Annotated in this window: 25 protein-coding genes; 10 read left to right on the forward strand and 15 right to left on the reverse strand. The window is 69.8% G+C overall.

Going from position 1 to position 26,125, the window contains the following annotated elements; all coding sequences use genetic code 11:
* Positions 1-98: 98 nt before the first annotated feature.
* Together ACWDMM_RS09355 and ACWDMM_RS09360 are read right to left on the reverse strand one after the other, a co-directional pair.
* Complete coding sequence (locus ACWDMM_RS09355; RefSeq protein WP_449936841.1) at positions 99-1,172, reverse strand: DUF4192 domain-containing protein; 1,074 nt, start codon at positions 1,170-1,172, stop codon at positions 99-101.
* Positions 1,173-1,609: 437 nt separating this feature from the next.
* Positions 1,610-2,314, reverse strand: coding sequence for a sensor domain-containing protein (locus ACWDMM_RS09360; RefSeq protein ID WP_323124433.1), 705 nt, complete (start codon positions 2,312-2,314; stop codon positions 1,610-1,612).
* A gap of 273 nt (positions 2,315-2,587) precedes the next feature.
* On the opposite strand from ACWDMM_RS09360, the gene ACWDMM_RS09365 reads away from it, so the two are divergent.
* The 4 genes from ACWDMM_RS09365 (at position 2,588) to speD (ending at position 8,594) form a co-directional block, all read left to right on the forward strand.
* Positions 2,588-3,532: a PAC2 family protein gene (locus ACWDMM_RS09365; RefSeq protein ID WP_195082200.1), complete on the forward strand. Its 945-nt coding sequence runs from the start codon at positions 2,588-2,590 to the stop codon at positions 3,530-3,532.
* A gap of 70 nt (positions 3,533-3,602) precedes the next feature.
* The gene (locus ACWDMM_RS09370) at positions 3,603-6,101 is read left to right on the forward strand and encodes a DEAD/DEAH box helicase (protein WP_195082199.1); all 2,499 of its coding nucleotides are present in this window, start codon (positions 3,603-3,605) and stop codon (positions 6,099-6,101) included.
* A 163-nt stretch (positions 6,102-6,264) separates the two neighbouring features.
* Positions 6,265-7,380 (forward strand): type III PLP-dependent enzyme, encoded by a 1,116-nt coding sequence (locus ACWDMM_RS09375; RefSeq protein ID WP_195082198.1) that lies wholly within the window; start codon positions 6,265-6,267, stop codon positions 7,378-7,380.
* An 8-nt stretch (positions 7,381-7,388) separates the two neighbouring features.
* Positions 7,389-8,594, forward strand: a complete 1,206-nt coding sequence (gene speD, locus ACWDMM_RS09380; protein ID WP_449936844.1) for an adenosylmethionine decarboxylase — start codon at positions 7,389-7,391, stop codon at positions 8,592-8,594.
* Between the two features lie 96 nt (positions 8,595-8,690).
* Here the strand turns inward: speD and ACWDMM_RS09385 are convergent, their stop codons facing one another.
* From ACWDMM_RS09385 to ACWDMM_RS09405, 5 genes are all read right to left on the reverse strand, one after another.
* Positions 8,691-8,906, reverse strand: coding sequence for a tautomerase family protein (locus ACWDMM_RS09385; RefSeq protein WP_195082196.1), 216 nt, complete (start codon positions 8,904-8,906; stop codon positions 8,691-8,693).
* 1 nt (position 8,907) lies between these two features.
* A complete protein-coding gene (locus ACWDMM_RS09390; RefSeq protein ID WP_195082195.1) occupies positions 8,908-9,645 on the reverse strand; it encodes an SDR family NAD(P)-dependent oxidoreductase in 738 nt (245 codons plus the stop codon).
* A gap of 70 nt (positions 9,646-9,715) precedes the next feature.
* Positions 9,716-10,306: a TetR family transcriptional regulator C-terminal domain-containing protein gene (locus ACWDMM_RS09395; protein WP_195082194.1), complete on the reverse strand. Its 591-nt coding sequence runs from the start codon at positions 10,304-10,306 to the stop codon at positions 9,716-9,718.
* 46 nt (positions 10,307-10,352) lie between these two features.
* The gene (locus ACWDMM_RS09400; RefSeq protein WP_357206777.1) at positions 10,353-10,847 is read right to left on the reverse strand and encodes a gamma-glutamylcyclotransferase family protein; all 495 of its coding nucleotides are present in this window, start codon (positions 10,845-10,847) and stop codon (positions 10,353-10,355) included.
* A gap of 41 nt (positions 10,848-10,888) precedes the next feature.
* The gene (locus tag ACWDMM_RS09405) at positions 10,889-11,797 is read right to left on the reverse strand and encodes a hydrogen peroxide-inducible genes activator (RefSeq protein ID WP_195082193.1); all 909 of its coding nucleotides are present in this window, start codon (positions 11,795-11,797) and stop codon (positions 10,889-10,891) included.
* 176 nt (positions 11,798-11,973) lie between these two features.
* Between ACWDMM_RS09405 and ACWDMM_RS09410 the strand changes: the two genes are divergently transcribed.
* From ACWDMM_RS09410 to ACWDMM_RS09420, 3 genes are all read left to right on the forward strand, one after another.
* Complete coding sequence (locus tag ACWDMM_RS09410) at positions 11,974-12,561, forward strand: peroxiredoxin (RefSeq protein ID WP_195082192.1); 588 nt, start codon at positions 11,974-11,976, stop codon at positions 12,559-12,561.
* Positions 12,562-12,659: 98 nt separating this feature from the next.
* Entirely contained in the window at positions 12,660-13,199 is a 540-nt protein-coding gene (locus ACWDMM_RS09415) for a carboxymuconolactone decarboxylase family protein (RefSeq protein WP_067808928.1), read from the forward strand.
* Between the two features lie 107 nt (positions 13,200-13,306).
* Complete coding sequence (locus ACWDMM_RS09420) at positions 13,307-13,981, forward strand: PhzF family phenazine biosynthesis protein (RefSeq protein ID WP_195082191.1); 675 nt, start codon at positions 13,307-13,309, stop codon at positions 13,979-13,981.
* 3 nt (positions 13,982-13,984) lie between these two features.
* On the opposite strand, the gene ACWDMM_RS09425 is transcribed toward ACWDMM_RS09420, so the two are convergent.
* From ACWDMM_RS09425 to ACWDMM_RS09440, 4 genes are all read right to left on the reverse strand, one after another.
* Positions 13,985-14,704: an anti-sigma factor gene (locus ACWDMM_RS09425; protein WP_357206779.1), complete on the reverse strand. Its 720-nt coding sequence runs from the start codon at positions 14,702-14,704 to the stop codon at positions 13,985-13,987.
* Positions 14,697-15,383 carry an ECF RNA polymerase sigma factor SigK gene (sigK, locus tag ACWDMM_RS09430; RefSeq protein WP_357108028.1) on the reverse strand — a complete coding sequence of 229 codons (687 nt, stop codon included), beginning with the start codon at positions 15,381-15,383 and terminating at the stop codon, positions 14,697-14,699. Before sigK ends, ACWDMM_RS09425 begins: the two co-directional genes overlap by 8 nt.
* 63 nt (positions 15,384-15,446) lie before the next feature.
* On the reverse strand, positions 15,447-16,121 hold the full coding sequence (locus tag ACWDMM_RS09435) for a DUF5134 domain-containing protein (protein ID WP_195082188.1): 675 nt from the start codon (positions 16,119-16,121) through the stop codon (positions 15,447-15,449).
* Positions 16,122-16,443: 322 nt separating this feature from the next.
* The gene (locus ACWDMM_RS09440; protein ID WP_323124436.1) at positions 16,444-16,665 is read right to left on the reverse strand and encodes a hypothetical protein; all 222 of its coding nucleotides are present in this window, start codon (positions 16,663-16,665) and stop codon (positions 16,444-16,446) included.
* Positions 16,666-16,739: 74 nt separating this feature from the next.
* Here ACWDMM_RS09440 and ACWDMM_RS09445 point away from each other — a divergent pair, with 74 nt between their 5' ends.
* Positions 16,740-16,949, forward strand: a complete 210-nt coding sequence (locus ACWDMM_RS09445; RefSeq protein WP_323124437.1) for a GNAT family N-acetyltransferase — start codon at positions 16,740-16,742, stop codon at positions 16,947-16,949.
* A 42-nt stretch (positions 16,950-16,991) separates the two neighbouring features.
* Here ACWDMM_RS09445 and ACWDMM_RS09450 read toward each other — a convergent pair whose 3' ends face one another.
* Positions 16,992-18,221: an aminotransferase family protein gene (locus ACWDMM_RS09450; RefSeq protein ID WP_195082187.1), complete on the reverse strand. Its 1,230-nt coding sequence runs from the start codon at positions 18,219-18,221 to the stop codon at positions 16,992-16,994.
* Between the two features lie 201 nt (positions 18,222-18,422).
* On the opposite strand from ACWDMM_RS09450, the gene hrpA reads away from it, so the two are divergent.
* Complete coding sequence (gene hrpA, locus ACWDMM_RS09455) at positions 18,423-22,514, forward strand: ATP-dependent RNA helicase HrpA (RefSeq protein ID WP_449936850.1); 4,092 nt, start codon at positions 18,423-18,425, stop codon at positions 22,512-22,514.
* 1 nt (position 22,515) lies between these two features.
* Here the strand turns inward: hrpA and nrdR are convergent, their stop codons facing one another.
* From nrdR to ACWDMM_RS09470, 3 genes are all read right to left on the reverse strand, one after another.
* On the reverse strand, positions 22,516-22,986 hold the full coding sequence (gene nrdR, locus ACWDMM_RS09460; protein ID WP_067808939.1) for a transcriptional regulator NrdR: 471 nt from the start codon (positions 22,984-22,986) through the stop codon (positions 22,516-22,518).
* Positions 22,987-23,190: 204 nt separating this feature from the next.
* On the reverse strand, positions 23,191-24,435 hold the full coding sequence (locus ACWDMM_RS09465) for a hypothetical protein (protein WP_449936853.1): 1,245 nt from the start codon (positions 24,433-24,435) through the stop codon (positions 23,191-23,193).
* A 125-nt stretch (positions 24,436-24,560) separates the two neighbouring features.
* Positions 24,561-25,028, reverse strand: a complete 468-nt coding sequence (locus tag ACWDMM_RS09470) for a hypothetical protein (RefSeq protein WP_449936855.1) — start codon at positions 25,026-25,028, stop codon at positions 24,561-24,563.
* Between the two features lie 269 nt (positions 25,029-25,297).
* Here ACWDMM_RS09470 and lexA point away from each other — a divergent pair, with 269 nt between their 5' ends.
* Positions 25,298-26,026, forward strand: a complete 729-nt coding sequence (gene lexA / locus ACWDMM_RS09475; RefSeq protein ID WP_195082183.1) for a transcriptional repressor LexA — start codon at positions 25,298-25,300, stop codon at positions 26,024-26,026.
* Positions 26,027-26,125 lie beyond the last annotated feature (99 nt).

Raw genomic sequence — 26,125 nt, forward strand, 5'->3', positions numbered from 1 at the left:
CGCGACGACATGAGCGCTCCGGAGCCGCAGCGCCGGACGTTCGGACGTAACGCTGCGCGCCGCCACCGCCTCGGTGCCGCGGGCCTGCATATCCGGCTTCACGGTGTCGGTTCCTCGAGATCGACACCGAGCCCAGCGGCGGTTCGGTAGCCGCTGTGCGCGAGGCGACGCAATTGTTCCGGGCGCATGCCCAACCGCAGCGAGGTATCGAGCAGCATCGCCATCGGATGTCCCGGATCCGCCTCCAGCGCGGCTTCCAGCGCGATGCCGGCCAACGGTCCGTCGCAGCGGACGTAAGCGCTGTAGCCGAGCAGGGCGGCGGCCTCGGCCCGATCCGTGCCGGTCAGCGCGCGGGTCAGCGCCGCCCACACCGCCTCCGCGGCGGCGGCGTCGTCGCCGACGGCCAAGGCGAACATCGTGTCGCGCACCGCCCGATCACGCAGGGCTGCGGCGATGTTCGCGAGTTCGGGCGCCAACAGCGCGGCGCCGGATGCGGTGTTGGCGATCTGCCACAGCACATGGTCCAGCGCTTGCCTGCTGTATCCGATCGGATCGCCACGACGCGCGGCGCGCGCATAGCGTTCGCCCGCGCGCGCGAGCGCGTCCGTCAGGTGCGCCGCCACCTCGGCGCGCGCGAGCGGGTCCGGCGCGACCAGATCGGTGAGCTCGGCACGCGAACCGCGGATCGGCCTGCCGTCCAGCACGTGGGTCAGGGTCACCAGGGAAGCCGCGGGATCCCGCAGCACCCCGCGCCGCTGCGGTCCCGCCAAGGACCACCAGCGCTGACCGGCGGCGATCGCGCGCACCGCCCAGACTCCCGCGAGCGCGATATCGCACGCCGCGAGCCGCCTGCCGAGCGAGCCGACCAGCACGTCGAAGCGCCCGGTCGCGCACTCCGACCGATCGGCGCCCGGCTCGACGGCGCGTTCGTCGACGACGACGGCCATGACCTCGGCCGCTTGGTCGTGCGCGCAGATCCGCGCGACCGCGGCCGCCAGCGTCGCACCGCGCACACGCCTGCCGCCGGGTGAATCCAGATCGAACCGCACCACCGCGTCGACCGTCGCACCGCCGGACGCGGCGGGCCGCAGGACGAGCACAACCACCGACCGTTCCGGGGTGAAGCCGAGCATCGCCGGTACCGCGGCGATCAACTCCGCCGGATCGTCCACGCACACAACGTGATCCGGAACACCGTGAAACTGCGGCGGATCTTCACGGCAACGGGTGTGCCGCGTTCGTCCCCCGAGGTTCCACGCACCTGGTCCGTGCGCCGGCGGGCGCGAAAGCGGGTGCGGCGCGCCGATAGCGGCGGGCACGGCGCCCGGCACCGCGTCGGAAGAATCGCGGCCGGGTGGATGGCCGAGGCCTGAGTCCGGCGGCGATTCCTCACCCGTGCCGGTATGTCCGGCATCGACGGGCTCGGGGGTTCGAAACGGGTTCGCGGAAGTCGTCATGCATCGACCATGCGACTCGGCGGCTGCCGGTCGTCGGCGCCGACCTGGCGATTCCGCCGCCCTGGGGAGACCGCTTCGCGCTGTGCACGAATCGACCGAACACAACGGCGGACCGGTGACCCGTGTCGGAGGCTCCTGCTATCGTGCCGTCGCTACTTTTCGCGCACTTTGCGCACCGCGGTGGCGAACAGAGCGTCCAGCGCCGCGGTATCCGGTTCGCCGTCGGCGAACGACATGTAGGTCACCGAGATTCGCACGTCCCCCTTCTGCGCGACGTGGGTGCGCATGGATTGGGTCAGCCTGGCGCCACCCGACTCCGGTCGCACGGTTCTGCGCAGTGAAAGGGCGTCGTCGGCCTCGATCTGCGGCGGCGAGGCCGGCTCGGACGTCACGGTGGTGGCGGCGCCCGCCCGGTTCACCCGCACCGATCCGCACTGCTCCAGCCGGGCGCGCAGGGTGGCCAACGGCTCGCCGGTGCGAGTCAATTCGACGGTCAGCGTGGCGCGCGTCGCGTCGTCGGTGCCGACCGCCATCGCCGTGTGATCGGGCCCGAAGTCCTGCTGCGGCGGCACGCAGCGGCTGGGCTGGACATTCGCGCCGCGGCCCATGCCGTCCAGGTCACCCGCCGCCTGGGCCACCGCCTCCTGGGGCAGCACCACCGCCGTGTACGGCGCGGGGAACTGGCCCGGATCCGGCAGCAGAGTCGGCAGTTCGGCGCTCACGTGCCGGGTCACCGCGGTGGGCGCCCACGAGACGGGGCGCCCCGGCACCGTCGACCCGCATCCTGCGAGCAGCATCGCGAACACGACGGGCGCCACCCGGCCCAGCCGCACGCGCCTCGAATCCGCCACGGTCACACCCCCACTGTGCCGTACTCCCCGGGTCCGGTCGGCGATGCCACGCCGCCGGGCCGGGAATGCGCGGCCCACCGATGCTGTTGGCTCGGAGTGAGGGTCGGTGTCCGGCCGTGCGCGGTGGCCGCCACGGTATGGGGGACAATGGACACGGTCCCCGGTTCGGACGACTGCTCGTCTAGCGCCACCAGCAGTGGCGAACGATCGAGCAGGCAACCACACTGGCGCGTGAGGCACATGTCCGGGCCGCAGGAGCCGCGCAGGAAGGAGTACGCGATGGACTACGAGTCGCGAATGTACGAATTGGAGTTCCCCGCTCCGCAGCTGTCGTCCGCCGACGGCGCGGGCCCGGTCCTGGTGCACGGGCTGGAAGGTTTCACCGACGCAGGGCATGCGGTGCGGCTGGCGACCACGCACCTGCGCGAAAGTCTGGAAAGCGAGCTGGTCGCCTCGTTCGACGTGGACGAGCTGCTGGACTACCGGTCGCGGCGTCCGCTCATGACGTTCAAGACCGATCATTTTTCCGATTACGCCGAGCCGGAACTCAACCTCTGGGCACTGCGCGACACCGCGGGGACGCCGTTCCTGTTGCTCGCGGGCCTGGAGCCGGACCTACGCTGGGAGAAGTTCACCACCGCGGTGCGGCTGCTCGCCGAACAGCTGGGGGTGCGGCGCAGCATCGGCCTCAGCGCCATTCCCATGGCGATTCCGCACACCCGCCCGCTGGGCGTGACCGCGCACTCCTCCAACCGCGACCTGATCTCCGAGCACCAGCGGTGGCCGGGCGAGCTCCAGGTTCCCGGCAGCGCGTCGTCGCTGCTGGAATTCCGCATGGCGCAGCACGGTCACGAGTCGGTCGGCTTCTCGGTGCACGTGCCGCACTACCTGGCGCAGACCGCCTATCCGGAGGCCGCGCAGACACTGCTGGAGAACGTCGCCGACAACGCGGGCCTGGAGTTCCCGCTGGCCGCGCTCGGCGAGGCCGCCGCCAGGGTGCGCGAACAGGTCAACGAGCACATCGCGGGCAACGTCGAGGTGGAGACCGTCGTGCACGCGCTGGAGCGGCAGTACGACAGCTTCGTCACCGCCCAGGAGCGGCAGTCGAGCCTGCTGGTGGGTGACGGCGAGCTGCCCAGCGGCGACGAACTCGGCGCCGAGTTCGAGCGTTTCCTCGCCGAGCAGAGCCGCTATCAGGGCGACGACGAGGGCGATCAGGACTGACCCGGCCCGGCCGCCGGATCCGGATCGCCCCTGCACGCGTGCCCGCGGACGAGGCCGTAGGGTGGTCGGAGTGGATCTGACCGAACTGCTCGACATCCCGGGGACCGACGCCGACGCGCTCTACGAGTCGTTCGGCATGTGGGCCGCCGAGCAGGGCACCCCGCTCTACCCCGCGCAGGACGAGGCGCTGCTCGAGTTGGCGTCCGGATCCAACGTCATCCTCGCCACGCCAACCGGTTCCGGTAAGTCACTCGTCGCGGTCGGCGCGCATCTGTTCGCCCTCACCCAAGGACGGCGCACTTATTACACGGCCCCGATCAAGGCCCTGGTGAGCGAGAAGTTCTTCGCTCTCTGCGATGTCTTCGGGGCCGAACGCGTCGGTATGGTCACCGGCGACGCGGCGGTCAACCCGGAGGCGCCGATCATCTGCGCCACGGCGGAGATCCTGGCCAACCTGGCGCTGCGCGAGGGGGCCGACGCGGATGTGGGCCAAGTCGTGATGGACGAATTCCACTTCTATGCCGACCCCGATCGGGGATGGGCCTGGCAGGTCCCGCTGCTGGAGCTTCCCCGCGCCCAGTTCCTGCTCATGTCGGCCACCCTCGGGGAGGTCGATTTCTTCGCCCGTGATTTGGAGCGCAGGACCGGCCGCTCCACCGCGATCGTCGCGGGCACCGAGCGCCCCGTGCCCCTGACCTTCTCCTACGCGCGCACCCCCATCACCGAGACGCTCGAAGAGCTGGTCACCACCCACCAGGCCCCGGTGTACGTCGTGCATTTCACCCAGGCCGCCGCGCTCGAGCGCGCGCAGGCGCTGACGAGCGTGAATTTCGCGACGCGCGCCGAGAAGGACGCGATCGCCGAGGCGCTGGGCGAGTTCCGGTTCGCCGCCGGTTTCGGCAAGACGCTGTCGCGGCTGATCCGGCACGGCATCGGCGTGCATCACGCGGGCATGCTGCCGAAGTACCGGCGGCTGGTGGAGCGCTTGGCCCAGGACGGCCTGCTGAAGGTGGTCTGCGGCACCGACACCCTCGGCGTCGGCATCAACGTGCCCATCCGAACGGTGCTGCTCACGGGGCTGACCAAGTTCGACGGCGTGCGCACCCGCAGGCTCAAGGCGCGCGAGTTCCACCAGATCGCCGGCCGCGCGGGCCGGGCGGGTTACGACACCATGGGCACCGTCGTCGTGCAGGCTCCCGAGCACGAGGTGGAGAACACCCGCCTGCTGGCCAAGGCGGGCGACGATCCCAAGAAGCAGCGCAAGGTGCAGCGGCGCAAACCGCCGGAAGGCTTCGTCTCCTGGAGCGAGGAGACCTTCGACCGCTTGGTCGCCGCGCAGCCCGAGCCGATGGTGTCGCGTTTCACGGTCACCAACGCCATGCTGCTGAACGTGATCGCCCGGCCGGGGAACTGCTTCACCGCTATGCGCCATCTGCTCGAGGACAACCACGAGCCGCGTCCCGCCCAGCGCAAGCACATTCTGCGCGCCATCCGGCTGTATCGCGCGCTGCGTGATGCGGGGGTGGTGCAGCAACTGCCGGAACCCGACACGCAGGGCCGTCGCGCCCGCCTCACCGTCGACCTGCAGCGCGACTTCGCCCTCGACCAGCCGCTGTCGCCGTTCGCACTGGCCGCGCTGGACCTGCTGGACAAACAGTCCCCGAGTTATACCCTCGACGTGGTGTCGCTCATCGAATCCACGCTGGAGGATCCGCGCCAGCTGCTGATGGCCCAGCAGCACAAGGCGCGCGGCGAGGCGATCGCCGAGATGAAGGCCGACGGCATCGACTACGACGAGCGCATGGAGCTGCTCGAAGAGGTGACCTGGCCCAAGCCGCTGGCCGAGCTGATCGAACCGGCCTACGAGACCTACCGCGCCGGTCATCCCTGGGTCTCCGAGTTCGCGCCCGCGCCGAAATCGGTGGTGCGCGACATGATCGAGCGCGCCATGACCTTCGCCGAGCTGATCTCCTTCTACGAGCTGGCCCGCTCCGAGGGCGTGGTGCTGCGCTACCTCGCCGACGCCTATCGCGCGCTGCGGCGCACCGTGCCGGAGTCGGCCCGCACCGAGGAGCTCGACGACATCACCGAGTGGCTCGGCGAGCTTGTGCGGCAAGTCGATTCGAGCCTGCTCGACGAGTGGGAGCAACTGACCAACCCGGGCGCGGAGACCGACGCCGACCAGATCGCGTTCGGCGCCGAGACCGTCCGCCCGATCTCGGCGAACGAACGCGCCTTCCGGGTGATGGTGCGCAACGCGATGTTCCGGCGGGTCGAACTGGCGGCGCTGCGGCGCTGGGACGAGCTGGCCGGACTCGGCCCCGGCCCGGACTGGCCGGAAGCGCTCGCGGACTACTACGCGGAATACGAGCGCATCGGCACGGGCCCCGACGCGAGGGGCCCGCAACTGTTCCAAGTGGAACGAAGACCCGGATTCTGGCACGTGCGGCAGGTGCTGGACGACCCGGCGGGCGACCACGGCTGGTCGATCGACGCGGTGGTCGATCTCGCCGAGTCCGACGCCGCGGGCGAGGTCGTCTTCGACGACGTCACCGTGTCCGCCGGCTGAGCCCGCACCGCGTACCGGCCCCCTGTCCCCGCAGGTCAGCGGCTTCTTCGTACCGGAAGGACGGGGTTGCGCGATCAGGTGGCGAATCCAGGTTTCGACGGATTCGTTTCTGGGTAGAGGCCGCTGATACTCTCTCCCCCGCTGCCGAAGCGAAAGATCAACTATGCCCGAATCGCCGTACCTTGTCATCCATCCCGAGCGGGTCCGCCGGAATTACCGCGCGCTCGAGGCCGCCCTGTCCCCTGGCACGGGCGCGCGGACGAGGATCCGTTTCGCCGTGAAGGCGAGCCCCGTGCCGGAGATCGTGCGCCTGCTCGACGAGGAAGGCGCGGAATTCGACGTCGCGAGCATCGGTGAGATCGACCTGTGCCTCGGGCTGGGCGTGGCGCCGGAGCGGCTGTGCTACGGCAACCCGATCAAGAAGGCCGCGCACATCGCCCGCGCCTACGCCATCGGGGTGCGCCGTTTCGCCTTCGACACCGAGGACGACCTGCTGCGCATCGCCGAGCACGCGCCGGGCTCGGAGGTGGAGTGCCGGTTCCTCGCCTCGGCCCCGGAGTCGCGTACCCCGTTCGGCGCGAAGTTCGGCTGCAGTCCCGGCGAGGCGTTCCGGCTGCTGGTCCGGGCCAGGGATCTGGGCCTCGTGGTCGCAGGGCCGTACTTCCACGTTGGCTCGCAGCAACTGGACCCCACCGCGTGGCGGATCGGCATCGAACAGGCGGGCCGGATCGCCGAGGCGCTGGCCGACAAGGACATCTCGGTCGGCTCGGTGAACATCGGCGGCGGATTGCCGATCTCCTACGCCGACCCGGCGCCCGCGCTGGATGAGATCGCCGCGGTGGTCAACCACGCCGCGGCCGAATTCCTTTCCGGGAGCACCGGATTGGTCGTCGAACCGGGCCGGGCGCTGGTCGGTTCGGCGGGCACGATTCACGCCGAGGTCGTCGGCGTCCGCACCGCGCCGGACGGCAGGCGCTGGGTATATCTCGACATCGGCCGCTACAACGGCATGGCCGAGACCGAGAACGAGTACATCGCCTACCGGTTCGTCACGGATCGGGACGGCGACCCCGTCGACGAGGCGGTGGTGGCCGGTCCGACCTGCGACGGCGACGATGTACTGTATCAACGCACGCGAGTCCTCCTACCGACCACGTTGCGAGCCGGTGATCGCGTTCGAATCCTCGACACCGGCGCCTATACCGCGAGTTATTCGTCGGTGTCCTTCAATGGTTTTCCGCCCTTGACCGTTCATGTCTCGGGCGCTGAGCGAGAGTGAGTTTGCCCATGACGGCGGAATTCACCGGTTGGCATGTGCTGGCCGAGTTCGGTGGTGTCGACGCAGCCCTCTGCGACGATCTCGAACGACTCGAATCGGCGTTGCGTGAGTCTCTGATCGCGGCGGGCGTCACCATCTGCGATGTCGTACACAAGAAGTTCGAACCGCAGGGGGTGACCGTCCTCGCGCTGTTGTCGGAGTCCCACGCCTCGATTCACACTTATCCGGAGTCCGGCGACATCTTCGTCGACGTCTTCACCTGCGGCAGCATCGGCGCCGGCGCCTCCAAGGCGGTCGAGCTACTGCGAGACGCGTTGGCGCCCAAGGATGTTCGCATGCAGGTCATCCGCAGGGGACACGGCGGTCAGCGGATCGAGGAGCCGGTGGGGGCGGGCCTGACCCGCATCTGGGATCTGCACGAGGTGATCGTCGACACCAACACCCCCTTCCAGCACATGGTCATCGCGCGGACCGAGCAGGGCATCAGTCTGTTCTCCGACGACGACCGCCAGTCCACCGAGTTCTCCCAGCTCACCTACCACGAGGCGATGATGGTGCCCGCCTTCGCGCTGGCCGAGAAGCTGGACAAGGTGCTGATCATCGGCTCCGGCGAAGGCGTGGCCAGCCAGATGTCGGTCGCCGCGGGCGCCACCCTCGTCGATCATGTGGACATCGACCAGCTCGAGGTCGAGTTGTGCGCCGAGCACCTGCCCTACGGCTACACCAGCGACGAACTGGCCGCCGCCGTCAAGGGCGAGGGCCCGATCAAGGTGCACTACGCCGACGGCTGGGATTTCCTGGCCGAGGCCGAGCGCGCGGGCACCCGCTACGACGTCGTCGTGATCGACCTGCCGGACGAGCGCGTCGAGGACGCGCAGCACAACCGCCTCTACGAGGCGGAGTTCCTGTCGCGATGTCGTGCACTGCTCGCACCCGGCGGCGTGCTGTGCGCCCAGGCTGGCTGCGCGACCATGTGGCGCAACGAGACGCTGAAGCGGTCCTGGCAGCGTTTCCACGAGCAGTTCGGCACCGTGGTGCACTACGGCAGCGACGAGCACGAATGGTCGTTCCTGTTCGGCCTGGTCGACCGGATCGACGACCCGGTGGGCGGGATGACCGATCGCCTGGCCCGGCTGCCCTACAAGCCCGAGACCATCGACGCCAGGGCGCTGGTGCGCGGCGCCATCGAACCGCACGCGCTGCGGGTCCAGTGACGCCCGAATGCGCCGGCTCCGGATCCCGGGACCGGCGCATTCGCTACAGCGGTGTCGCGAGACACGCGGCGACCGTCGTCATGACGGCACGGTAGGTCAGGACGGCGACGACCGCTGCTGCTCGCGCCACTGTTCGACGTCGACCCCGCCGACGCCCCAGTTCGACAGCGCGACTTCATCGATCACGACGTAAGTGCTCGCGGGCGATTTGCCGAGCACGTCGTGCAGCAGATCCGTGACACCCTTGATCAGGCGCGCCTTCTGCTCGCGGGTCACGCCTTCGTCGGTGACTTTGATGTTGACGTAAGGCATTTCAGGCCGCCCTTCCAGAGATGAACCCGCCGTCGACGGGGAGGATGTGTCCGGTGGTGAAGGCCGCGTCGGCGAGATACAACACCGCGGCCGTCGTTTCGGCGACTTCGCCGATGCGGTTCAACAGGGCGAGCCTGCCCGATGCCCGCTCGTCGCCGTCGCCGAACAGCGGCGTGCGGATGATGCCGGGCGCGACCGCGTTGACCCGGATGCCGTCGGCGGCGAGTTCGGCGGCCAGAGCGGTGGTCAGCGCGTGGATACCGCCTTTGCTGACCAAGGCCGCGGAGGCGGGCAACCCGGCGAGGGCGTGATCGATCAGCACGGTGCCGATGTTCACGATGCTGCCGCCGCCGGCTCGGGTGAGAAACTGCCGCACCACGGCCTGCGTGGTGAAGTAGGTGCCTTTGAGGTTGCCGGTCAGATACACGTCCAGGTCCTGCTCGGTGACCTCGACGAACGGTTTGGCTCCGAAGACGCCCGCGTTGTTGACCAGCACGTCCACACCGCCGAACCGCTCCACCGCGACGCGCACCAAGGCCGCTCCGGTCGCGGCGCCGATATCGCCCGGCACCGCGGCCACTTGCTCCGGCGCACCGAGTTCGGCGGCCACCCGGGTCAGTTTGTCCGCGTCTCGGCCGTTGAGCACGACGTTGTCGCCGCGTGCCACGAACGCCCGCGCGATATCGCGCCCGATCCCGCTGGAGGAACCGGTCACGATGACGGTCTTCGCCATAGTCATCCCTTCTTCTATACGACCGGTCGTCTTGGAACAGGCAGCCGAAGACGCCGGACAGTCGTTGCGCCCGGATTCAGGGCAGGAAATAGTCGCCCAACAGGCGATCGAGACACTTGCGCAGCGGCGTGAGGGTGCGCTCCATCTTCATCCTGATCACCGCCCCTTCCCAGGATTCGAGCAGCAGATCGGCCAGTTCGACCGCCTCGATATCGGCACGGATCATGCCGAGGCGCTGGCCCTGCGCGAGTTGCTCGGCGACGCGATCGCGCCAGGCCAGCCACGCCGCCGACAGCGATTCCCGCAGCAGCTCACTGCCTTCCAGCTCGCCCCCGAGATTCGCGATGAGACAACCGCCGGTGAAATCGGCCGCGACGAAGTCGTCCATCAGCCGCCCGAAGAATGCCAGCAATCCGCTCACCGGGTCCGGCGCCGAACCGAACGCCTCGGTGAGATTTCGCTGCACGCACACGGAGTGATGCTCGATGATGGCGCGGCCGAAGCTCTCCTTGCTGTCGAAGTAGTTGTAGAACGAGCCCTTCGGCACACCCACCTTGTCCAGGATCTGTTTGATCCCGGTGCCGTGATAGCCGTTCGTCAGGAACCCGGCGGCCCCTTCTTCGACCAGAAGTCGCCGGGTGTCCTCGCTGCGTCGCGGTCGCGCCATGCGCTGAATATACGACCGGTCGTCTTGGAATCGCAACAGCTGTGCGTCATGCTCCAGGGTCCGACCACCCGGGTCCGGCCGTATCGGAGAAGCTCGCAGGCTCCTGCCGCCACCGGGCGGACCGGGCGGTGAAACCCGCGAGATGCTCGGCGGCGAAGCGGTCCCGCTCCCAGTCCGCCGGGTCGGCCGCCACCGTCCAGACGTAGGTCCACACCGGCACCTTCCGGCCATCGACGCGCACCCGGCGCAGGTCGTACTCGTCGTCTTCGAACGCGTCGAGGATGGCCCACTCCGTCGCGGTGAGGCCGCTCAGCACGGCGCCGCGGGCGCGCCCGTGCGCCGCGGAGACCAGTCCCGGATACAGCCGCCGCGGCAGCGTGGCAGCGCGCCAGCCGGTCAGCTCGGCTGGTTCGAGCGACGGCACCCGCCCGAGCAGCGCCGTCAGCACTTCGGGAAATTGCAGCGTTCCGTAGACGAACAGCGCGTGATCCGGCCCGAACAGGCGGGCCAGCCGCCCCGCTCCCAGCGCCGCTGATGCCAATTCGCCTCCCCTCTCGTCGCGGTCCCGTGCTCCCCGCACCGCTACATCGGCCGCTGGGCACGAATGATGGCGGCCAGGTATTCGTAGTCGTCGGCGCGGGCGCTGGACGCGCGGAAGACCAAGCCGATGGTGCGGCCGGGGGCGGGCGCGGAGAAGTGCGCCACGTCCAGCGTGGCGCGGGCGGTCTCCGTGGCGACGGCCATCTGCGGGATCAGCGTGACGCCGAGCCCGCCCGCCACACACTGGACCACGGTGGACAGGGACGCGGCCCTGGTGTCGCCGACGGCGGCCGGATGCACGTCGGCCGAACGGCATGCCTCCAAGGTCTGATCGCGCAGGCAGTGCCCCTCATCGAGCAGCAGCAGCGGCTGGGCGTCCAGTACCGACGCCGCGAGGTCGCCGCGCCCGGCCAGTTCGTGGCCGCGCGGGGTGACCAGCACGAATTCCTCCGAGTACAAAGGGATCTCGACCAGGCCCGGCATCTCGGTCGGCACCGCGAGCAGGGCGACGTCCAGCACGCCGGTGCGCAGCCCGTCCAGCAGACGGGCGGTCTGGTCCTCGATGATCTGCGGTCGCAGCTCGGGCAGCCGCTTGCGCAGCTCCGGCAGCAACCCGGGCAGCACATACGGGGCGACCGTCGGGATGATGCCCATCCGCAGCGTGCCGCCGAGCCCGTCGCCGGTGGCCGAGGCGACGAAACGGTCCGCGGCCTCCAGCGTGGCCATTGCCTTGGGCAGCAACCGCATCCCCGCCGCGGTCACCAGCACGCGCCGGGTGCTGCGTTCGATCAGCTGGAGCCCGAGCCCGTGTTCCAGGGCGGCGAGCGCCTGCGATAGCGTGGGCTGACTCACACCGAGCCGCGCAGCCGCGGTGCCGAAATGGCGATATTCCGCGATCGCCACGAACGCACGCAGCTGTGACAGGGTGGGCTGATAAGTCTGATCAGTCACACCTATCAGTGTAGTGCGACTGATCACCTTTACCTTTTACCGCCCCTTGGGCAAGATCGCCCATGAGCTTTTCACCGGCGGTGTGAGTGCTGGGTCCGAGTCGGTGGCTCTTCCGGCCGCAACGGTCCCGCAATACCGCAGAACACAGTTGGCAAACAAATGACGAGGAGATGAGCATGGCCCTGCTGACCATCGGCGACCAATTCCCGGCATACAACCTCACCGCGGTCATCGGCGGTGACCTGTCGAAGGTCGACGCTCAGCAGCCCGACGACTACTTCACCCGGATCACCAGCGACGATCACGCGGGCAAGTGGCGGATCGTCTTCTTCTGGCCGAAGGACTTCACCTTCGTGTGCCCGACGGAGATCGCCGCGTTCGGCAAGCTCAACGACGAATTCGAAGACCGGGACGCCGTCGTGCTCGGCGCGTCGGTGGACAACGAGTTCGTGCACTTCCAGTGGCGCGCGCAGCACGAGGACCTCAAGACCCTCCCCTTCCCCATGCTTTCGGACCTCAAGCGCGAACTGGCCACGGCCACCGGCGTTCTGAACGCCGACGGCGTCGCCGACCGCGCCACCTTCATCATCGACCCGAACAACGAGATCCAGTTCGTCTCCGTCACCGCGGGTTCGGTGGGCCGCAACGTCGACGAGGTGCTGCGCGTGCTCGACGCCCTGCAGTCCGACGAGCTGTGCGCCTGCAACTGGAAGAAGGGCGACCCCACCATCGACGCGGGCGAGCTCCTGGCCGCCAGCGTCTGAAATCCCCGGCGTCTCCGAGCCTTCGGATACACCCACCCCACACCATCTAGAACCGACCTGGTCCCCGCGGGGACCGCTTCGAGTAGAGGAATCGCCGAATGAGCATTGAGAACCTGAAGAACTCCCTTCCCGAGTACGCCAAGGACCTCAAGCTCAACTTGTCATCCATCGCGCGCACCACGGTGCTGAACGAACAGCAGCTGTGGGGCACCCTGCTCGCGTCGGCGGCCGCGACCCGGTCGACGACCACGCTGCGCGAGATCGCCGAGGAAGCCGCCGACGTGCTGTCGGCGGAGGCGTACAACGCCGCGCTCGGCGCCGCCTCGATCATGGGCATGAACAACGTGTTCTACCGGGGCAAGGCATTCCTCGGCGGTCGCTACGACGACCTGCGGGCCGGGCTGCGCATGCAGATCATCGGCACGCCGGGCGTCGACAAGGCGGACTTCGAGCTGTGGTCGTTCGCGGTCTCCTCGATCAACGGCTGCGCGCACTGCCTCGAGGCGCACGAGCACACACTGCGCGAAGCGGGCGTGTCCCGCGAAGTGATCTTCGAATCGCTGCGCGCCGCCGCCATCGTGGCCGGTGTCGGCCAGGCAGTTCAGTCGACCGAGGCACTCAGCGCGGCCGCGATCTGATTTCGCCGGGAAAGAGGCCCCTGTCCTGCGACGGGGGCCTCTTTCGCGTTCCCGATGTGGTCCCGGCGACAGCTCGCGACCGCGACACCCGAGTAGGCTCGGCGACCATGAGCACACAGGTTGATGTCGTGCGAGTGTTCACCGACGCCGCCGGACGGTTCGGCAACGAGCTGGGTATCGCGCGAGCCGCCGACGTGGCCGCGGCCGATCGGCAGGCGCTGGCCGCCAAAGCCGGATACAGCGAGACCGTGGTCGTCGAGGAGCCGGTGGACGGCGCGGCCGCGGTGCGGATCTACACCCCCACGGTGGAACTCCCCTTCGCGGGACACCCCTCGGTGGGCACCGCGTGGTGGTTCGCGTCGCAAGGGGTCCCGGTGCGCACGCTGGATGTGCCCGCAGGCCCGGTGGCCGTGGAGCTCACCGAGGGATTGACCTGGATCACCGCTCGCGGCGAGTGGGCGCCCACGTTCACCTTCCATCAACTCGAGGACGCCGACGAGCTGGCCGCCCTGCGTCCGGACGAGTTCCCCGGCGGCCCGCACTACCTGTGGGCGTGGACCGACGAGCATCGCGCCGCCCTGCGATCGCGCATGTTCGCGCCGACCATGGGCATCACCGAGGACGAGGCCACCGGAGCGGCGGCCGTGGCGTTGACGGCGTTGCTGCGCAAAGGGCTGGTCATCACCCAGGGCAAAGGCTCGCAATTGTTCACCCGATGGGACTCCGACGGGTGGGTGCATCTGGGCGGCCGGGTCGTCGCCGACCAGCCGGTGGACATCTGACGCTCAGGGCAGGGTGACGCCCACGATCGGATCGCCGCTCGGCGCGTCCGAACCGCCGTCCGGCTCGACGCTCACCGCGAGCACTTCGCCCGATCGGAAACCGGTGACGAACGGTCGCTCGATCGACGGCACGTCGCTGAGCAATCCCGCCGAGCGTGGTTGTCCGTCCGGACCGACCAGCCACACCTGATACACCTGGCCGACCGGCGGCGGAGCGACCTGATCGAAGACGACGACCGCGCGTCCCGATTCGGGCGAGGCGTCCACGACGAGCAGACCGCCCCCGGCGAACGATCCGTTCACCGTCCGCCCGTGCACCTGGTCGGCGGCGGCCGGCTCCGACGGGGTATCGATGAGCTCCGCCGTCACCACGATGCCGCCGATCGCCAGGCACGCCGCGGCCGCGATCGGCACCGCCCAGCGCAACCGCCGCCGCCACGGCGACATCCGCGTGGCCGACCGCTCGGCGTGCTCGTCGGGCAGCGCGTCCAGGATGCGGCGTTCCAGCTCGGGCGGCGGCGCGAGTTCGTCGAGCACGGCCAGCCGCCCCATCACGTCGCGGACCTGCCAGACGGTGTCGGAGAACGCCTGCCGCACCTGCGGGTCGGCAGCCGCCAAGCGGGCATCGATGTGCCTGCGCTCGATGTCGGCGACCGCGTCCAACGCGCAGGGGTAGGCGAGGTCGATGAGATCCGCCTGCGAGCGCGGCGAGGTGTCAACCATCGGTGCCTTCCCCGGACAAACACTTCTCCAATCTTTTCAGCCCGTCGCGGATGCGGGTCTTGATCGTGGGCAGCGGCACCGAGAGATGATCGGCGACCTCTCGGTAGGTCCACCCGCCGTAATAGGCCAGCGTGATCGCTTCGCGCTGGGTAGGCGTCAGCATCTCCAGGCAACCGGCCACCTGTTGCTCCTCGATGCGCTGGGTAACCGATTCGGCGACGACGTCGTGGGCGCGCCCGAGCTGCTCGTGCGCGTAGACCAGGTCCCGGCTGCTGGCCGAACTCTCCGCGCGCACCCGGTCCACCGCCCGGCGGTGGGCGAGCATCATCAGCCAGCCGACCGGACTGGCCAGCGTGGGATCGTAGCGATCGGCCATCGACCACACCTGGAGGTAGACCTCCTGGGTCACCTCCTCGGCGGCGGCGTGACTGCGCAGGACCCGCACCGTGAGCCCGAACACCCGAGGACTGGTCAACTGATAGAACTCGGTGAACGCGCCGCGATCGCCCGCACCGGTGGCGGCGAGCAGCGCCGCGAGTTCACGGCTCGCGCGGGTGGCCTGCGCTCGGTCGTAACCGGTCGGCAGCGGGCGCGCGAGCACCGGGTCATCGGTTCCCTCTCGCGCACGCGCCGGACCGCCGGAGCGATGGGGTGAAGCAGAACCGTGTTCGTTGCTCATGGCCGAATCCCGTGCCTGCATGCACAGGGGTTCGGTATGCGGGGGAAACCGGATTGGTCACGGTCACCGAATGATCACGGCCACGAGCATGTAGGCCGTACCCGCGTCCATCACCACATGCGGCACCGCCGCCCACGGTTTGGCGGGACCGGTGAGGGCGGCGACGCAGCCGCCGGAACGCACCAGCAGCCGCACCGGCCCCGGCGCCCGCGCGGGCGTCCCGCCGGTGCAGGCGGCGAAGGTCACCACCAGCGCGTCGAGCAGGAACAGTACGGCGAGGCCCAGAGCGGGTCCGGTGGCCGGACCGCCCGCATGGCCGGAGGCCGTGTGGCCGGACATCGCGTAGAGCATCGCCGCGGTGGTGACGATGTGGTAGCCCAGCGGCACAAGCCGGTCGATCGGCAGTGGCCGCCCCTGGGCGGCGTGCTCGGCGGCACGGATGGTCAGCAGTCCGGCGAAGACCACGGCCATCGCGGTGAGCACGCCGCGCACCGCGTGCGGGCTCGCGCCCGAGGGAAACACCAGCATGCCGAGCATGACCAGGCACATCACCAAGTGCGCCGCGTCGGATTCGGCGTGCCCGCCCGAAGTGTCCTCCGGTGGACGCGTTTGCGCGACACACCCGGCCGACGGTGTCGCGGCCGCCGCCACCCGCGACAGCACGATCCCGGCGGCGATCACGAACGCCGCCACCACCATCCATCGCAATACGGCATACTCCTGCACGAACTGCGCCACACCCCACCACCTCTCAGCACGGCGACCACGGTCGTCGCGCTTCCATGCTCGCATCCCGGAGCGGTGAGGGTGCCCTTTTCAGACCTCTGGGCGGCAACTCCGACGAGCCGAACGTCGTGGATGCGCCTACTACGACGATGATTCCGAGCGAACCGGGCGGCGAGCCGGATAGCCGCCTGTCCGAATCCGACGAATTCCGGTGCCGGACAGTGGCCTTCCTGCGAGCGCCGTCGGATTCGGCGATCCCCCGGCGTCCTCGGCCGTATCGCCGGAAGTCGGCTCCCCGCGCCGTTCGGTCGGTTCGAGGCCGCCGGAGGAGCAGTCAGGTCGGCCCCGGCGAGTCCGAGCCCGGCGGAAGTGCGAGCGTCGCCGAGCGGGCCGCCATGATGGAGTGATGTCCGACCACGCCGAGCACCGCGCCACCGAGATCGAGCGCGGCGGTCTGCGCATCGTCGTCGACGACCTGACCGGCCCCGAGATCGCGGCACTGCTCACCGAGCATCTCGCCGAGATGGCCGCGCACTCGCCCGCGCAGAGCATGCACGCGTTGGACCTGGCGGCGCTGCGCCGTCCCGGGATCACGTTCTGGACCGCGTGGGAGGGTGCGGGCCTCGCGGGATGCGCCGCGGTGTCGCCTCCGCCCTGCTGCGCCATGTGCTCGCCGAGGCCACCGAACGCGGCTACCGCCGCCTCAGCCTGGAAACGGGCGCCGGTGATTTCTTCCGGCCCGCACGCCGGCTCTATGCCGCCCACGGCTTCGTCTGCTGCGCGCCGTTCGGCGCCTACCGCCATGACCCGCACAGTGTCTTCCTGACCCGCGCCTTGTGACGTCGGGTCGGTGCACACCGTTCGCTCACCCGCCCGGTGACCTCAGGCCTCGTCCAACGCGCGGGTGAATCCGTCGACGAGTTCCGCGACCTGCTCGTCGCTCATGACGAAGGCCGGGGAGATCTGCATGGCGCCCTGGCCGGCGGCGCGACCGGAGATGCCGTGCGCGCGCAACGTCTCGACCAGGCGCGGTCCTTCCGCGGGATCGGCGAGCTGGACGGCCGCGACGGCGCCGAATCCGCTGCGCACCTCGGCGACCCTGGGGTGGTCGGCGAGCACCGACAGCTGGTCGCGCAGGCTGGATTCCAGGCGCAGAGCGGCCGCGAGCAGGTCTTCCCGCTCGATGATGTCGAGATTCGCCAATGCGGCGGCCGCAGCGCCCGCGTGGCCGCCGTAGGTGTAGCCGTGCCGCCACCAGACGCCGCCGGCGAAGAACGGCTCCGCGACGCGCGGGGCGGCGAAGACCGCCCCCATCGGGAGGTATCCCGAGGTCAGTCCCTTCGCGGTGGTCATCAGGTCGGGCTCGAGCCCGAGACGGGATGAGGCGAACCACGCTCCGCCGATGCGGCCGAAACCGGTGACCACTTCGTCGGCGACGAACAGGATGTCGTGGTCGCGGCAGATCCGGCGCACCTCGGCGAGGTAGCCCGCCGGCGGCGGATACACGCCGCCCGCGCCGATGACCGGTTCGCAGAACAACGCGGCGATCCGCTCGGCGCCGACCTCCTCGATCAGGACGAGCAGTGCTTTCGCGTCGTCCCATTCGATGGTTCGCGCCGCGGGCATCAGCTCGCCGTAGCCCTCCGAGTTCCCGGGCAGGCCACCGAGCGCGGTGCCGCCCACGTGCATGCCGTGATAGGCCATCCGCCGCCCGACCACGATGGTCTTGCCCGGCTGCCCGACTTCGTGCCAGTAGCGGCGGGCGAGCTTGGTCGCGGTGTCGACGGAGTCCGAGCCGCCCGAGGTGAAGAAGATCTTGCTCCCTGGCACCGGCGCGAGCCCGGCGAGCCGCTCGGCGAGTTCCTGGGTGGCCGGCTCGGTGATGTCGCCGAAATTGGAGTAGTGCGCGATCGTGCGCAGCTGGACGGCCACCGCGTCGGCGATCTCGCCGCGCCCGTGGCCCACGTTGGCGAACCACAGGCCCGCGGTCGCGTCCAGGTAGCGGTTGCCCGCCCGATCGAAGACGTACACGCCGTCTCCGCGGGCGACGACGAACGCTCCGTCCCGCTCGACGGCGCCCATGTCGGCGAAGCCATGCCATAGCGCGCTCATGTCTCCACCTTTGCCGGTTCCCCGGCCGGGGTCCATACCTCCAGCGCGAACCGGGCGAAGGCCTGGCGCGCACCCGCGTCGACCAGCGCATTCCCCGATGTGGCACCGGGACGGCGGCGAACCTCCGAGTTCCGTCCGGATACCGGCCGCGCCGCCTGGTGGAAAAATCCGCTGGCGGATTTCGCTAGGCTGGTCGATGCAATGACCAGGACAGCCGCCACCGATCTCCGCGACCTTCGCACCCGCCTGGCGAATCTCTCCCTTCGCGACGAACACCGGTTGCGGCGCAGGCTCGACAAAGCACGCGGCGGCGATCTGAGTGAGGTCGAGGCGGAGATCGCGGCGGCCGAACTGCGCGTCGAAGCGCGCCGCGCCGCGGTGCCGGAGATTCGCTACCCGGAGCAGCTTCCGGTCACCGCCCGCCGCGAGGACATCGCCGCGGCCATCGCCGAGCACCAGGTGGTCATCGTCGCGGGCGAGACCGGCTCCGGCAAGACCACCCAGATCCCGAAGATCTGCCTCGAACTCGGCCGCGGCATCCGCGGCACCATCGGGCACACCCAGCCGCGCAGGCTGGCCGCGCGCACCGTGGCCGAGCGCATCGCCGAGGAATTGGGCACCGAACTCGGCGACGTCGTCGGCTACACCGTGCGGTTCACCGACCACGCCTCCGAGCACACCCTGGTCAAGCTGATGACCGACGGCATCCTGCTCGCCGAGATCCAGCGTGACCGGCTGCTGCGCCGCTACGACACGATCATCATCGACGAGGCGCACGAACGCAGTCTCAACATCGACTTCCTGCTCGGCTACCTGAAGCAGCTGTTGCCGCGCAGGCCCGACCTCAAGGTGATCATCACCTCGGCGACCATTGATCCCGAACTGTTCGCCCGGCACTTCGCCGACGAACACGGCACGCCCGCACCGATCGTGGAAGTGTCGGGGCGCTCGTACCCGGTGGAGATCCGCTACCGGCCGCTCGCGCTGGAGCTGCCGAACACCGCCGAAGACGAGGACGACGAGGACACCCGTGTCGTCGACCGGGACCCGGTGGACGCCATCGGCGACGCGGTGACCGAGTTGTTCGCCGCGGGCGACGGCGACGTGCTGGTGTTCCTGTCCGGCGAACGGGAGATCCGCGACACCGCCGACGCGCTGCGCGATCTGAAGCTGCCCCGCACCGAGATCCTCCCGCTGTACGCCCGGCTGTCCACCGCCGAGCAGCACCGCGTGTTCGCCCCGCACACCGGACGCAGGGTGGTGCTCGCGACGAACGTCGCGGAGACCTCGCTCACCGTGCCCGGCATCCGGTACGTCGTCGATCCCGGCACCGCGCGGATCTCCCGCTATTCCATGCGGACCAAGGTGCAGCGGTTGCCGATCGAACCGGTGTCCCAAGCCTCCGCGCGGCAGCGCTCCGGGCGTTGCGGTCGCGTCGCCGACGGCATCTGCATCCGGCTGTACTCGGAAGAGGACTTCGAATCCAGGCCCGCGTTCACCGATCCGGAGATCCTGCGCACCAACCTGGCCGCGGTCATCCTGCAGATGACCGCGCTCGGCCTCGGTGACATCGAGAACTTCCCGTTCGTCGAGGCGCCCGACCGCCGCGCCATCCGTGACGGCATCGCCCTGCTGGAGGAACTCGGCGCCCTCGCGCGCCGGGACGGCGCGACCAAGGCCGACGGCACGCTGTCGCTGACGCCGATCGGCCGCGATATGGCCCAGCTGCCGGTCGATCCCCGCATGGCCCGGATGCTGGTGGAAGCGCAGCGCACCGGCTGCCTGGCCGACGTGCTGGTGATCGTCGCGGCGCTGTCGATCCAGGACGTCCGGGAGCGCCCCGCCGAGCAGCAGCAGGCAGCCGACGCCAAACACGCGCGCTTCACCGTCGAAGGCTCCGATTTCCTGGCCTACCTGCGCCTGTGGGACTATCTCGGCGGACAGCGCAAATCGTTGTCGTCCAACCAGTTCCGGCGCCTGTGCCGGGAGGAGTTCCTGCACTACCTGCGGATCAGGGAGTGGCAGGACCTGCACGGACAACTGCGCACCATCACCAGGGGCCTGGGCTGGTCCACGCGGCCGGAGGGCTCGGAGGACGGTGAGCGGCCCCCAACCGAAGCGGCCACACCGGCTCGCAAGTCCGGCAACAGAGCCCGCCGGGGGACGCGCGACGGTCGCCCCGGTCCAGGACGCGACCGGTCCACCGCCGCCACGGCTGCCGGTGACAGCGACGGACTGCCCTGGGACGCCACGGCCATCCATCAGGCACTGCTGGCGGGCATGCTGTCGCACATCGGCGTCCGCGAGGCGGAGACCAGGGAATTCCTCGGCGCCCGCAATGCCAAGTTCATGATCTTCCCCGGTTCGTCGCTGGCCAAGAAGCCACCCCGCTGGGTGATGGCCGCCGAACTGGTCGAGACCTCACGGCTGTGGGGACGGATGGCCGCGAAGATCGAGCCGGAGTGGGCCGAGCGGCTGGCGGGCGACCTCGTCAAGCGCACCTACTCCGAACCGCACTGGTCGGCCAAGCGGGGCTCGGCGCGCGCCTACGAACGGGTGACGCTGTACGGGATCCCGCTGGTCACCGGCAGGCCGGTCGACTACGGACGCATCGACCCCGAGCTGTCGCGCGAGTTGTTCATCCGCCATGCCCTGGTGCAGGGCGAGTGGCAGACCCGGCACGAGTTCTTCCATCGCAATCGCGCGCTGCTCGACGACGTCGCCGACCTGGAGCACCGCGCCCGCCGCCGCGACATCCTGGTCGACGACGAGGTGCTGTTCGAGTTCTACGACAAGCGCCTGCCCGCCGACATCGTCTCGGTGCGGCACTTCGACAGCTGGTGGCGCACCGCACGCCGGGAAGACCCGGCGCGGCTCGACTTCTCCACCTCCACCGTGGTCAACGAGGGCGCGGCCACGCTGGACCCGGCGGCCTTCCCCGACTCCTGGCGTCAGGGCGAACTCAGTTTCCCGCTCTCCTACCAGTTCGAGCCGGGCAACGAGGACGACGGCGTGACCGTCCGGATCCCGGTGGAACAGCTCGCCCACGTCCGCGCCGTCGGTTTCGATTGGCTGGTGCCGGGCATGCGCGACGAACTGGCCGCCGCGTTGATCAAGACCTTGCCGAAGACGCTGCGGCGCAGCGTTGTTCCCGCTCCGGATTTCGCGGCCGCCGCCCTCGCGGCGCTCACCCCGCGCGCGGAGCCGCTGCGCGCCGGGCTGGCGCGCGAGTTGTCCCGGCTCGGCTCGGTTTCCATCGCCCCCACCGACTTCGACGTCTCGGCACTGCCCGATCATCTGCGGATGACCTTCGCCGCCATCGGCGACGACGGCGCGACGCTCGCGCGCGGCAAGAGCCTCACCGCGCTGAAAGCACAACTGGCCGAGCAGGTTTCCGCTTCGGTCGCCCGCGCCACCGCGGGTGCGGAACGTCCGCCTGCCACGGTGTGGACTTCCGAATCGCTCGGCACCATCACGCCGACGGTGCGCCGCGAGGTCGCGGGCCAGACCGTCACCGGATACCCGGCGCTCGTCGCCGAAGGGGACGGCGTGGCGGTTCGGGTGCTCAGCTCCCCCGCGGAGCAGGCCGCCGCCATGCGCCTGGGCACCAGATCGCTGTTGCTGCACGCGCTGCCCACCTCGGTCCGCTCCGCCACCGCTGGGCTTTCGCCCGCGGACCGCTTGGCCCTGAGCCAGAATCCGTACGGCTCACTGGAAGCGCTGCTCGAGGACTGCCGCGCCGCCGCCGCCGACGAACTGCTCGCGGCCGCGGGCGGCCCGGTACACAGCCCTGCGGAGTTCGACGCGCTCGTCGCCCGGATCCGGCCCGAGTTCGCCGCCACCGTAGGGCGTTTCGTGCGCCTGGTGGTACCGATTCTCGCCGGGGCGCACCAAGTCTCCGCGGCGCTGGAACGAACGAGCGAGCGCGATATCGCCGATGACGTCCGTCATCAGCTCGACAATCTGGTGTTCCGCGGCTTCGTCTCCGAGACGGGCGCGGCCCGACTGCGTGAGCTGCCCCGCTACCTCCAAGCCGCGGTGGCACGTTTGGAGGCGCTGCCCGGCTCCGCCGTGCGCGATCGGCAGGGCATGGCCGAACTCGATCGGGCGCTGGCCGCCTACGACCGCCTGGTCGCGTCGCTACCGGAGACCCGAAGGCATGCGCCCGCGGTCACCGAGATCTGGTGGATGATCGAGGAATTCCGCGTCAGCCTGTTCGCGCAGAAACTCGGCACGCCGTTCCCGGTGTCGGCCAAGCGGATCGAGAAGGCGATCGCCGCCGTCCGGCGCTGAGTCAGTCGGCGGCCGACAACGCTTCGGCGCGGGCCCTGCGCATCTCCCTGATCTCGCGTTCGAAGTCCTCGGCGGAGGTGAACGACCGGTAGACCGAAGCGAAGCGCAGGTAGGCCACTTCGTCCAGATCACGCAGCGGACCGAGGATCGCGAGACCCACCTCGTGACTGGGCACCTCGGGCGAGCCTTTCGCCCGCACCGCGTCCTCCACCTGCTGGGCGAGCAGGTTCAGCGCGTCGTCGTCGACCTCACGGCCTTGGCAGGCCCGGCGCACACCCCGGATGACCTTCTCGCGGCTGAACGGCTCGGTGACGCCGCTGCGCTTGACCACCGACAGGATGGCCGTCTCCACCGTGGTGAACCGCCGCCCACATTGCGGGCAGGCGCGACGGCGGCGGATGGCCGCGCCTTCGTCGGCCTCGCGCGAGTCCACCACCCGGGAGTCGGGGTGTCGGCAGTACGGGCAATGCATCCGAGAAATCCTTCGTCGATGCGCGTGCTCGCGTCCGGACCGGGCGCCGATCGCGGCGATCGGCCCGGCGAGCCCGTGTACAGAGGTCTATACCCCGGCACCAGGCATCCCTCGTGCGACACGCGGAACACCTGCATAACACTTCGAGGATACCCGTCCGAGTTTCCGGTTTGTCGCACTCACCCGGCTACGGGCGGGGCTCGGTCACCCGGAGATCTGCCAGTGCGCGGTGAGGTCGGCGAGCAGGTCGGGCAACCTGGCGGCCAGGCGACCGCGGGCGAGCTTGCCCCAGAACGCTTCGCCGAGGACGGCGCCCGCCGAGACGGGATCGGACTCCATATCGATGTGGCGGGGCACGAGGTCGCCGGTGATGTAGTTCCATCGGGCGTCGCGGTCGGCCCAGTTGAAGCCGGGCAACGGGACACGCAGCGCGACGCTGCGGCCGCCGATGTCCGCGCCGACCACCGTCGGGGCGAACACGCCTGGCGCGCGAACGCCGGGGACAGCGGGTTTGCCCGCGACGGTGCTGACGTAGGTGAGCACGCGGCCGATCGGGGCACGGCCCGCCGACGTCTCGTCCCACTGGTCGGCCACCACGCGGTTCTGCTCCCGGTCGGTCATCCGGACCAGCGCGTCGACATAGCCGTCCCGAGTGCCGGAGGCGACCGACCGCCATGCGGTGTGGATGTCCTCGTCGAGCACACCGGCCGCGTACATCTCCTCGATGCCGCGCATGCCGTATGCGACGTAGGACTCGTGCATCGGCACCAGATCCGTGAAGATGTGCTTCTGCATGATCATCAGGCGCGTCTGGTACCAGGCGACGTCCGCCGCGGTCAGGCGGGAACCTTCGGTGGCGAGCAGCCGGATGTCCTCCGGCAGCGCACGCGCCAATTCCGGTGGGGTGGCGCGCAGAAGGTCGGCGACCGCGTCACCGAGCTGGTGGACGCCGGGCACGTCGAGGACGACGCCCGCATCGCTCATGTCGAAGAAGCCGGAGGCGAACGATCCGCCCGCGATCCCGGCGAGGCCCGCCCAGTAGAACTCCGGGTGCTGCGTGGCCAGCCGCAGGTAGTTGACGTACACCTGATTGAAGGTGCGTTCGTTCGCGCGCGGGCCACGACCCGGATCCCATGCGGCCAAGTCGATGTCGGCGTTGCGGGTGGCGATCACCAGCCAGTACTGGTGCAGCAGAGTCGCGTACCGGCGCGGCGGCACTACGTCGGCCCGTGCCTGCCGCAATGCCTCCGCCAAGGCGGATTCGTCCAGCGGCAGCACCGGATTCAGTCCGCCCGGCCCCGCGCCGTCGTCGTTGACGGAGGGGAGGTCCAAATATGCCGCATAGGCGGGCTCGGCCCTGGCGACCGCTGCTGCGGCGAGCCCGACGACCAGGCAAAGGGACAATGCGGCCATGCGGAGGAAGACGCGGCCCGCGGTGAGGAGTGTCATGTGCTGAAAGGTCCCGACCTCGTTCGGGCGGTGTTGCCCGGATCACGTTTTCAGCACGGTAGCAACACGTTCTAGTTTGCCGATCCACAAATCCGGCCGCCCACGATGGCCGGATTCCTTTGCGCTCACCGCGAATCGCCGCTGCCCGGCACACTCGGACCATCTACCACCGCAGGCGCCGACCGGCCGGACCCGCCGCCCCACTCACCCGCCCGCACATGCGCCAACGCGATCAGCCCGACCACCATCGCCGCGGTGAGCAGCGCGGCGACGGCGAGGGCGGCGAACCCGATCTGCGCCTGCTCGACCCGACGCATCGGATGATCGCCACGGAGACGCCGCCGCGCGAAAGTGCCCGGGCCCCGGCCGTAATCGACCATGCCCGCGCCGGGGCGCGCGCCGGGCGGACGCCGATCGACCGCGGATCGGTGGGCGGGCGTCAGCGTTCGCGGACGCGCGCCGCCGCACAGCAGCCGCCGAGCGGTCTCGTACCCGAGATCGTCCTGCGCCGGGGCGGGATCGGCGACGCGGTGCTCGCCATCGGCTTCCGCCGCGCCGGCGGAAGGGGTGGCATGGCTGATCACAGTGCTCATCGGACAAACCTCCGTAGTGGGTGCTCCGTGGCCGTTCGAGCCGTTCGAACACACGTTTCACAGCGAATTCGCTCATGTGTTCGAAGAACTGGTGTTCGATTTCTACCACGCGCCGGCGACAAAGTCAGCCCCGACACCCGACATACCTCGAACAGATGTTTGATCCAGCGGCGCGACCGGACTAGATTCGAAGAACCGAAGACACGACAGGCCATGAAGACACACGCCGGGCGCGAACCGGCCTGGCACAGCAGGAAAGGGCGGTTGCGGTGAGGCAGACGGACGACACGGGCGACGAGACCGACAGCGGCGCCGACGCGGCGGGTAGCGGGGCGGATCTCACCGTGCGTCAGCGCAAAGTGCTCGAGGTGATCCGCACCTCGGTGAGCGAGCGCGGCTACCCGCCGAGCATCCGGGAGATCGGTGACGCCGTCGGCCTCACGTCCACCTCCTCGGTCGCCCACCAGCTGCGCGCCTTGGAGCGCAAGGGCTATCTGCGCCGCGACCCGAATCGGCCGCGCGCGGTCGATGTACGCGGCTTGGACGAGGTGGTGCGGTCGGTGACCAGCCTGCCGGTCGCCGCGGTCGACGACGGTGAGATCACCGTCGACGTCGAACGCCCGGTTCCCACCTTCGTGCCGGTGCTCGGGCGCATCGCCGCCGGTGGCCCGATCCTGGCCGAGCAGGCCGTTGAGGACGTCTTCCCACTGCCGCGCGAGCTGGTCGGCGACGGTTCGCTGTTCCTGCTGAAGGTCGTCGGCCAGTCCATGATCGACGCGGCGATCTGCGACGGCGACTGGGTGGTCGTGCGGCAGCAGAACGTCGCCGAGAACGGCGACATCGTCGCGGCGATGATCGAGGGCGAGGCCACGGTGAAGACCTTCAAGCGCACCGGCAAGGACGTCTGGCTGATGCCGCACAACCCGGTCTTCGAGCCCATCCCCGGCAACGACGCCCAGATCCTGGGCAAGGTCGTCACGGTCATCCGCAAGATCTGACGGCCCGGCGGAACGGTCCACCGCCGGCGGCGCGCCCGTCGGCTGGTGGACGTCCGGAACTTTGCTGCACGGAATGACCGGATGACCCCGCAGCAGCGG

The organism is Nocardia sp. NPDC003726, assembly GCF_053586955.1.

Excerpts from the sequence above, each read along its gene's own strand:
- hrpA (WP_449936850.1), top strand. The coding sequence starts at position 18,423 with ATGACCAGGACAGCCGCCACCGATCTCCGCGACCTTCGCACCCGCCTG.
- ACWDMM_RS09425 (WP_357206779.1), bottom strand. The coding sequence starts at position 14,704 with ATGGTTGACACCTCGCCGCGCTCGCAGGCGGATCTCATCGACCTCGCC.
- ACWDMM_RS09385 (WP_195082196.1), bottom strand. The coding sequence starts at position 8,906 with ATGCCTTACGTCAACATCAAAGTCACCGACGAAGGCGTGACCCGCGAG.
- ACWDMM_RS09450 (WP_195082187.1), bottom strand. The coding sequence starts at position 18,221 with ATGAGCGCGCTATGGCATGGCTTCGCCGACATGGGCGCCGTCGAGCGG.
- ACWDMM_RS09465 (WP_449936853.1), bottom strand. The coding sequence starts at position 24,435 with ATGACACTCCTCACCGCGGGCCGCGTCTTCCTCCGCATGGCCGCATTG.
- ACWDMM_RS09375 (WP_195082198.1), top strand. The coding sequence starts at position 6,265 with ATGCCCGAATCGCCGTACCTTGTCATCCATCCCGAGCGGGTCCGCCGG.
- ACWDMM_RS09365 (WP_195082200.1), top strand. The coding sequence starts at position 2,588 with ATGGACTACGAGTCGCGAATGTACGAATTGGAGTTCCCCGCTCCGCAG.
- nrdR (WP_067808939.1), bottom strand. The coding sequence starts at position 22,986 with ATGCATTGCCCGTACTGCCGACACCCCGACTCCCGGGTGGTGGACTCG.
- ACWDMM_RS09445 (WP_323124437.1), top strand. The coding sequence starts at position 16,740 with ATGCGCCGCGGTGTCGCCTCCGCCCTGCTGCGCCATGTGCTCGCCGAG.
- ACWDMM_RS09410 (WP_195082192.1), top strand. The coding sequence starts at position 11,974 with ATGGCCCTGCTGACCATCGGCGACCAATTCCCGGCATACAACCTCACC.
- ACWDMM_RS09470 (WP_449936855.1), bottom strand. The coding sequence starts at position 25,028 with ATGAGCACTGTGATCAGCCATGCCACCCCTTCCGCCGGCGCGGCGGAA.
- ACWDMM_RS09390 (WP_195082195.1), bottom strand. The coding sequence starts at position 9,645 with ATGACTATGGCGAAGACCGTCATCGTGACCGGTTCCTCCAGCGGGATC.
- sigK (WP_357108028.1), bottom strand. The coding sequence starts at position 15,383 with ATGAGCAACGAACACGGTTCTGCTTCACCCCATCGCTCCGGCGGTCCG.
- ACWDMM_RS09415 (WP_067808928.1), top strand. The coding sequence starts at position 12,660 with ATGAGCATTGAGAACCTGAAGAACTCCCTTCCCGAGTACGCCAAGGAC.
- ACWDMM_RS09395 (WP_195082194.1), bottom strand. The coding sequence starts at position 10,306 with ATGGCGCGACCGCGACGCAGCGAGGACACCCGGCGACTTCTGGTCGAA.
- ACWDMM_RS09420 (WP_195082191.1), top strand. The coding sequence starts at position 13,307 with ATGAGCACACAGGTTGATGTCGTGCGAGTGTTCACCGACGCCGCCGGA.
- speD (WP_449936844.1), top strand. The coding sequence starts at position 7,389 with ATGACGGCGGAATTCACCGGTTGGCATGTGCTGGCCGAGTTCGGTGGT.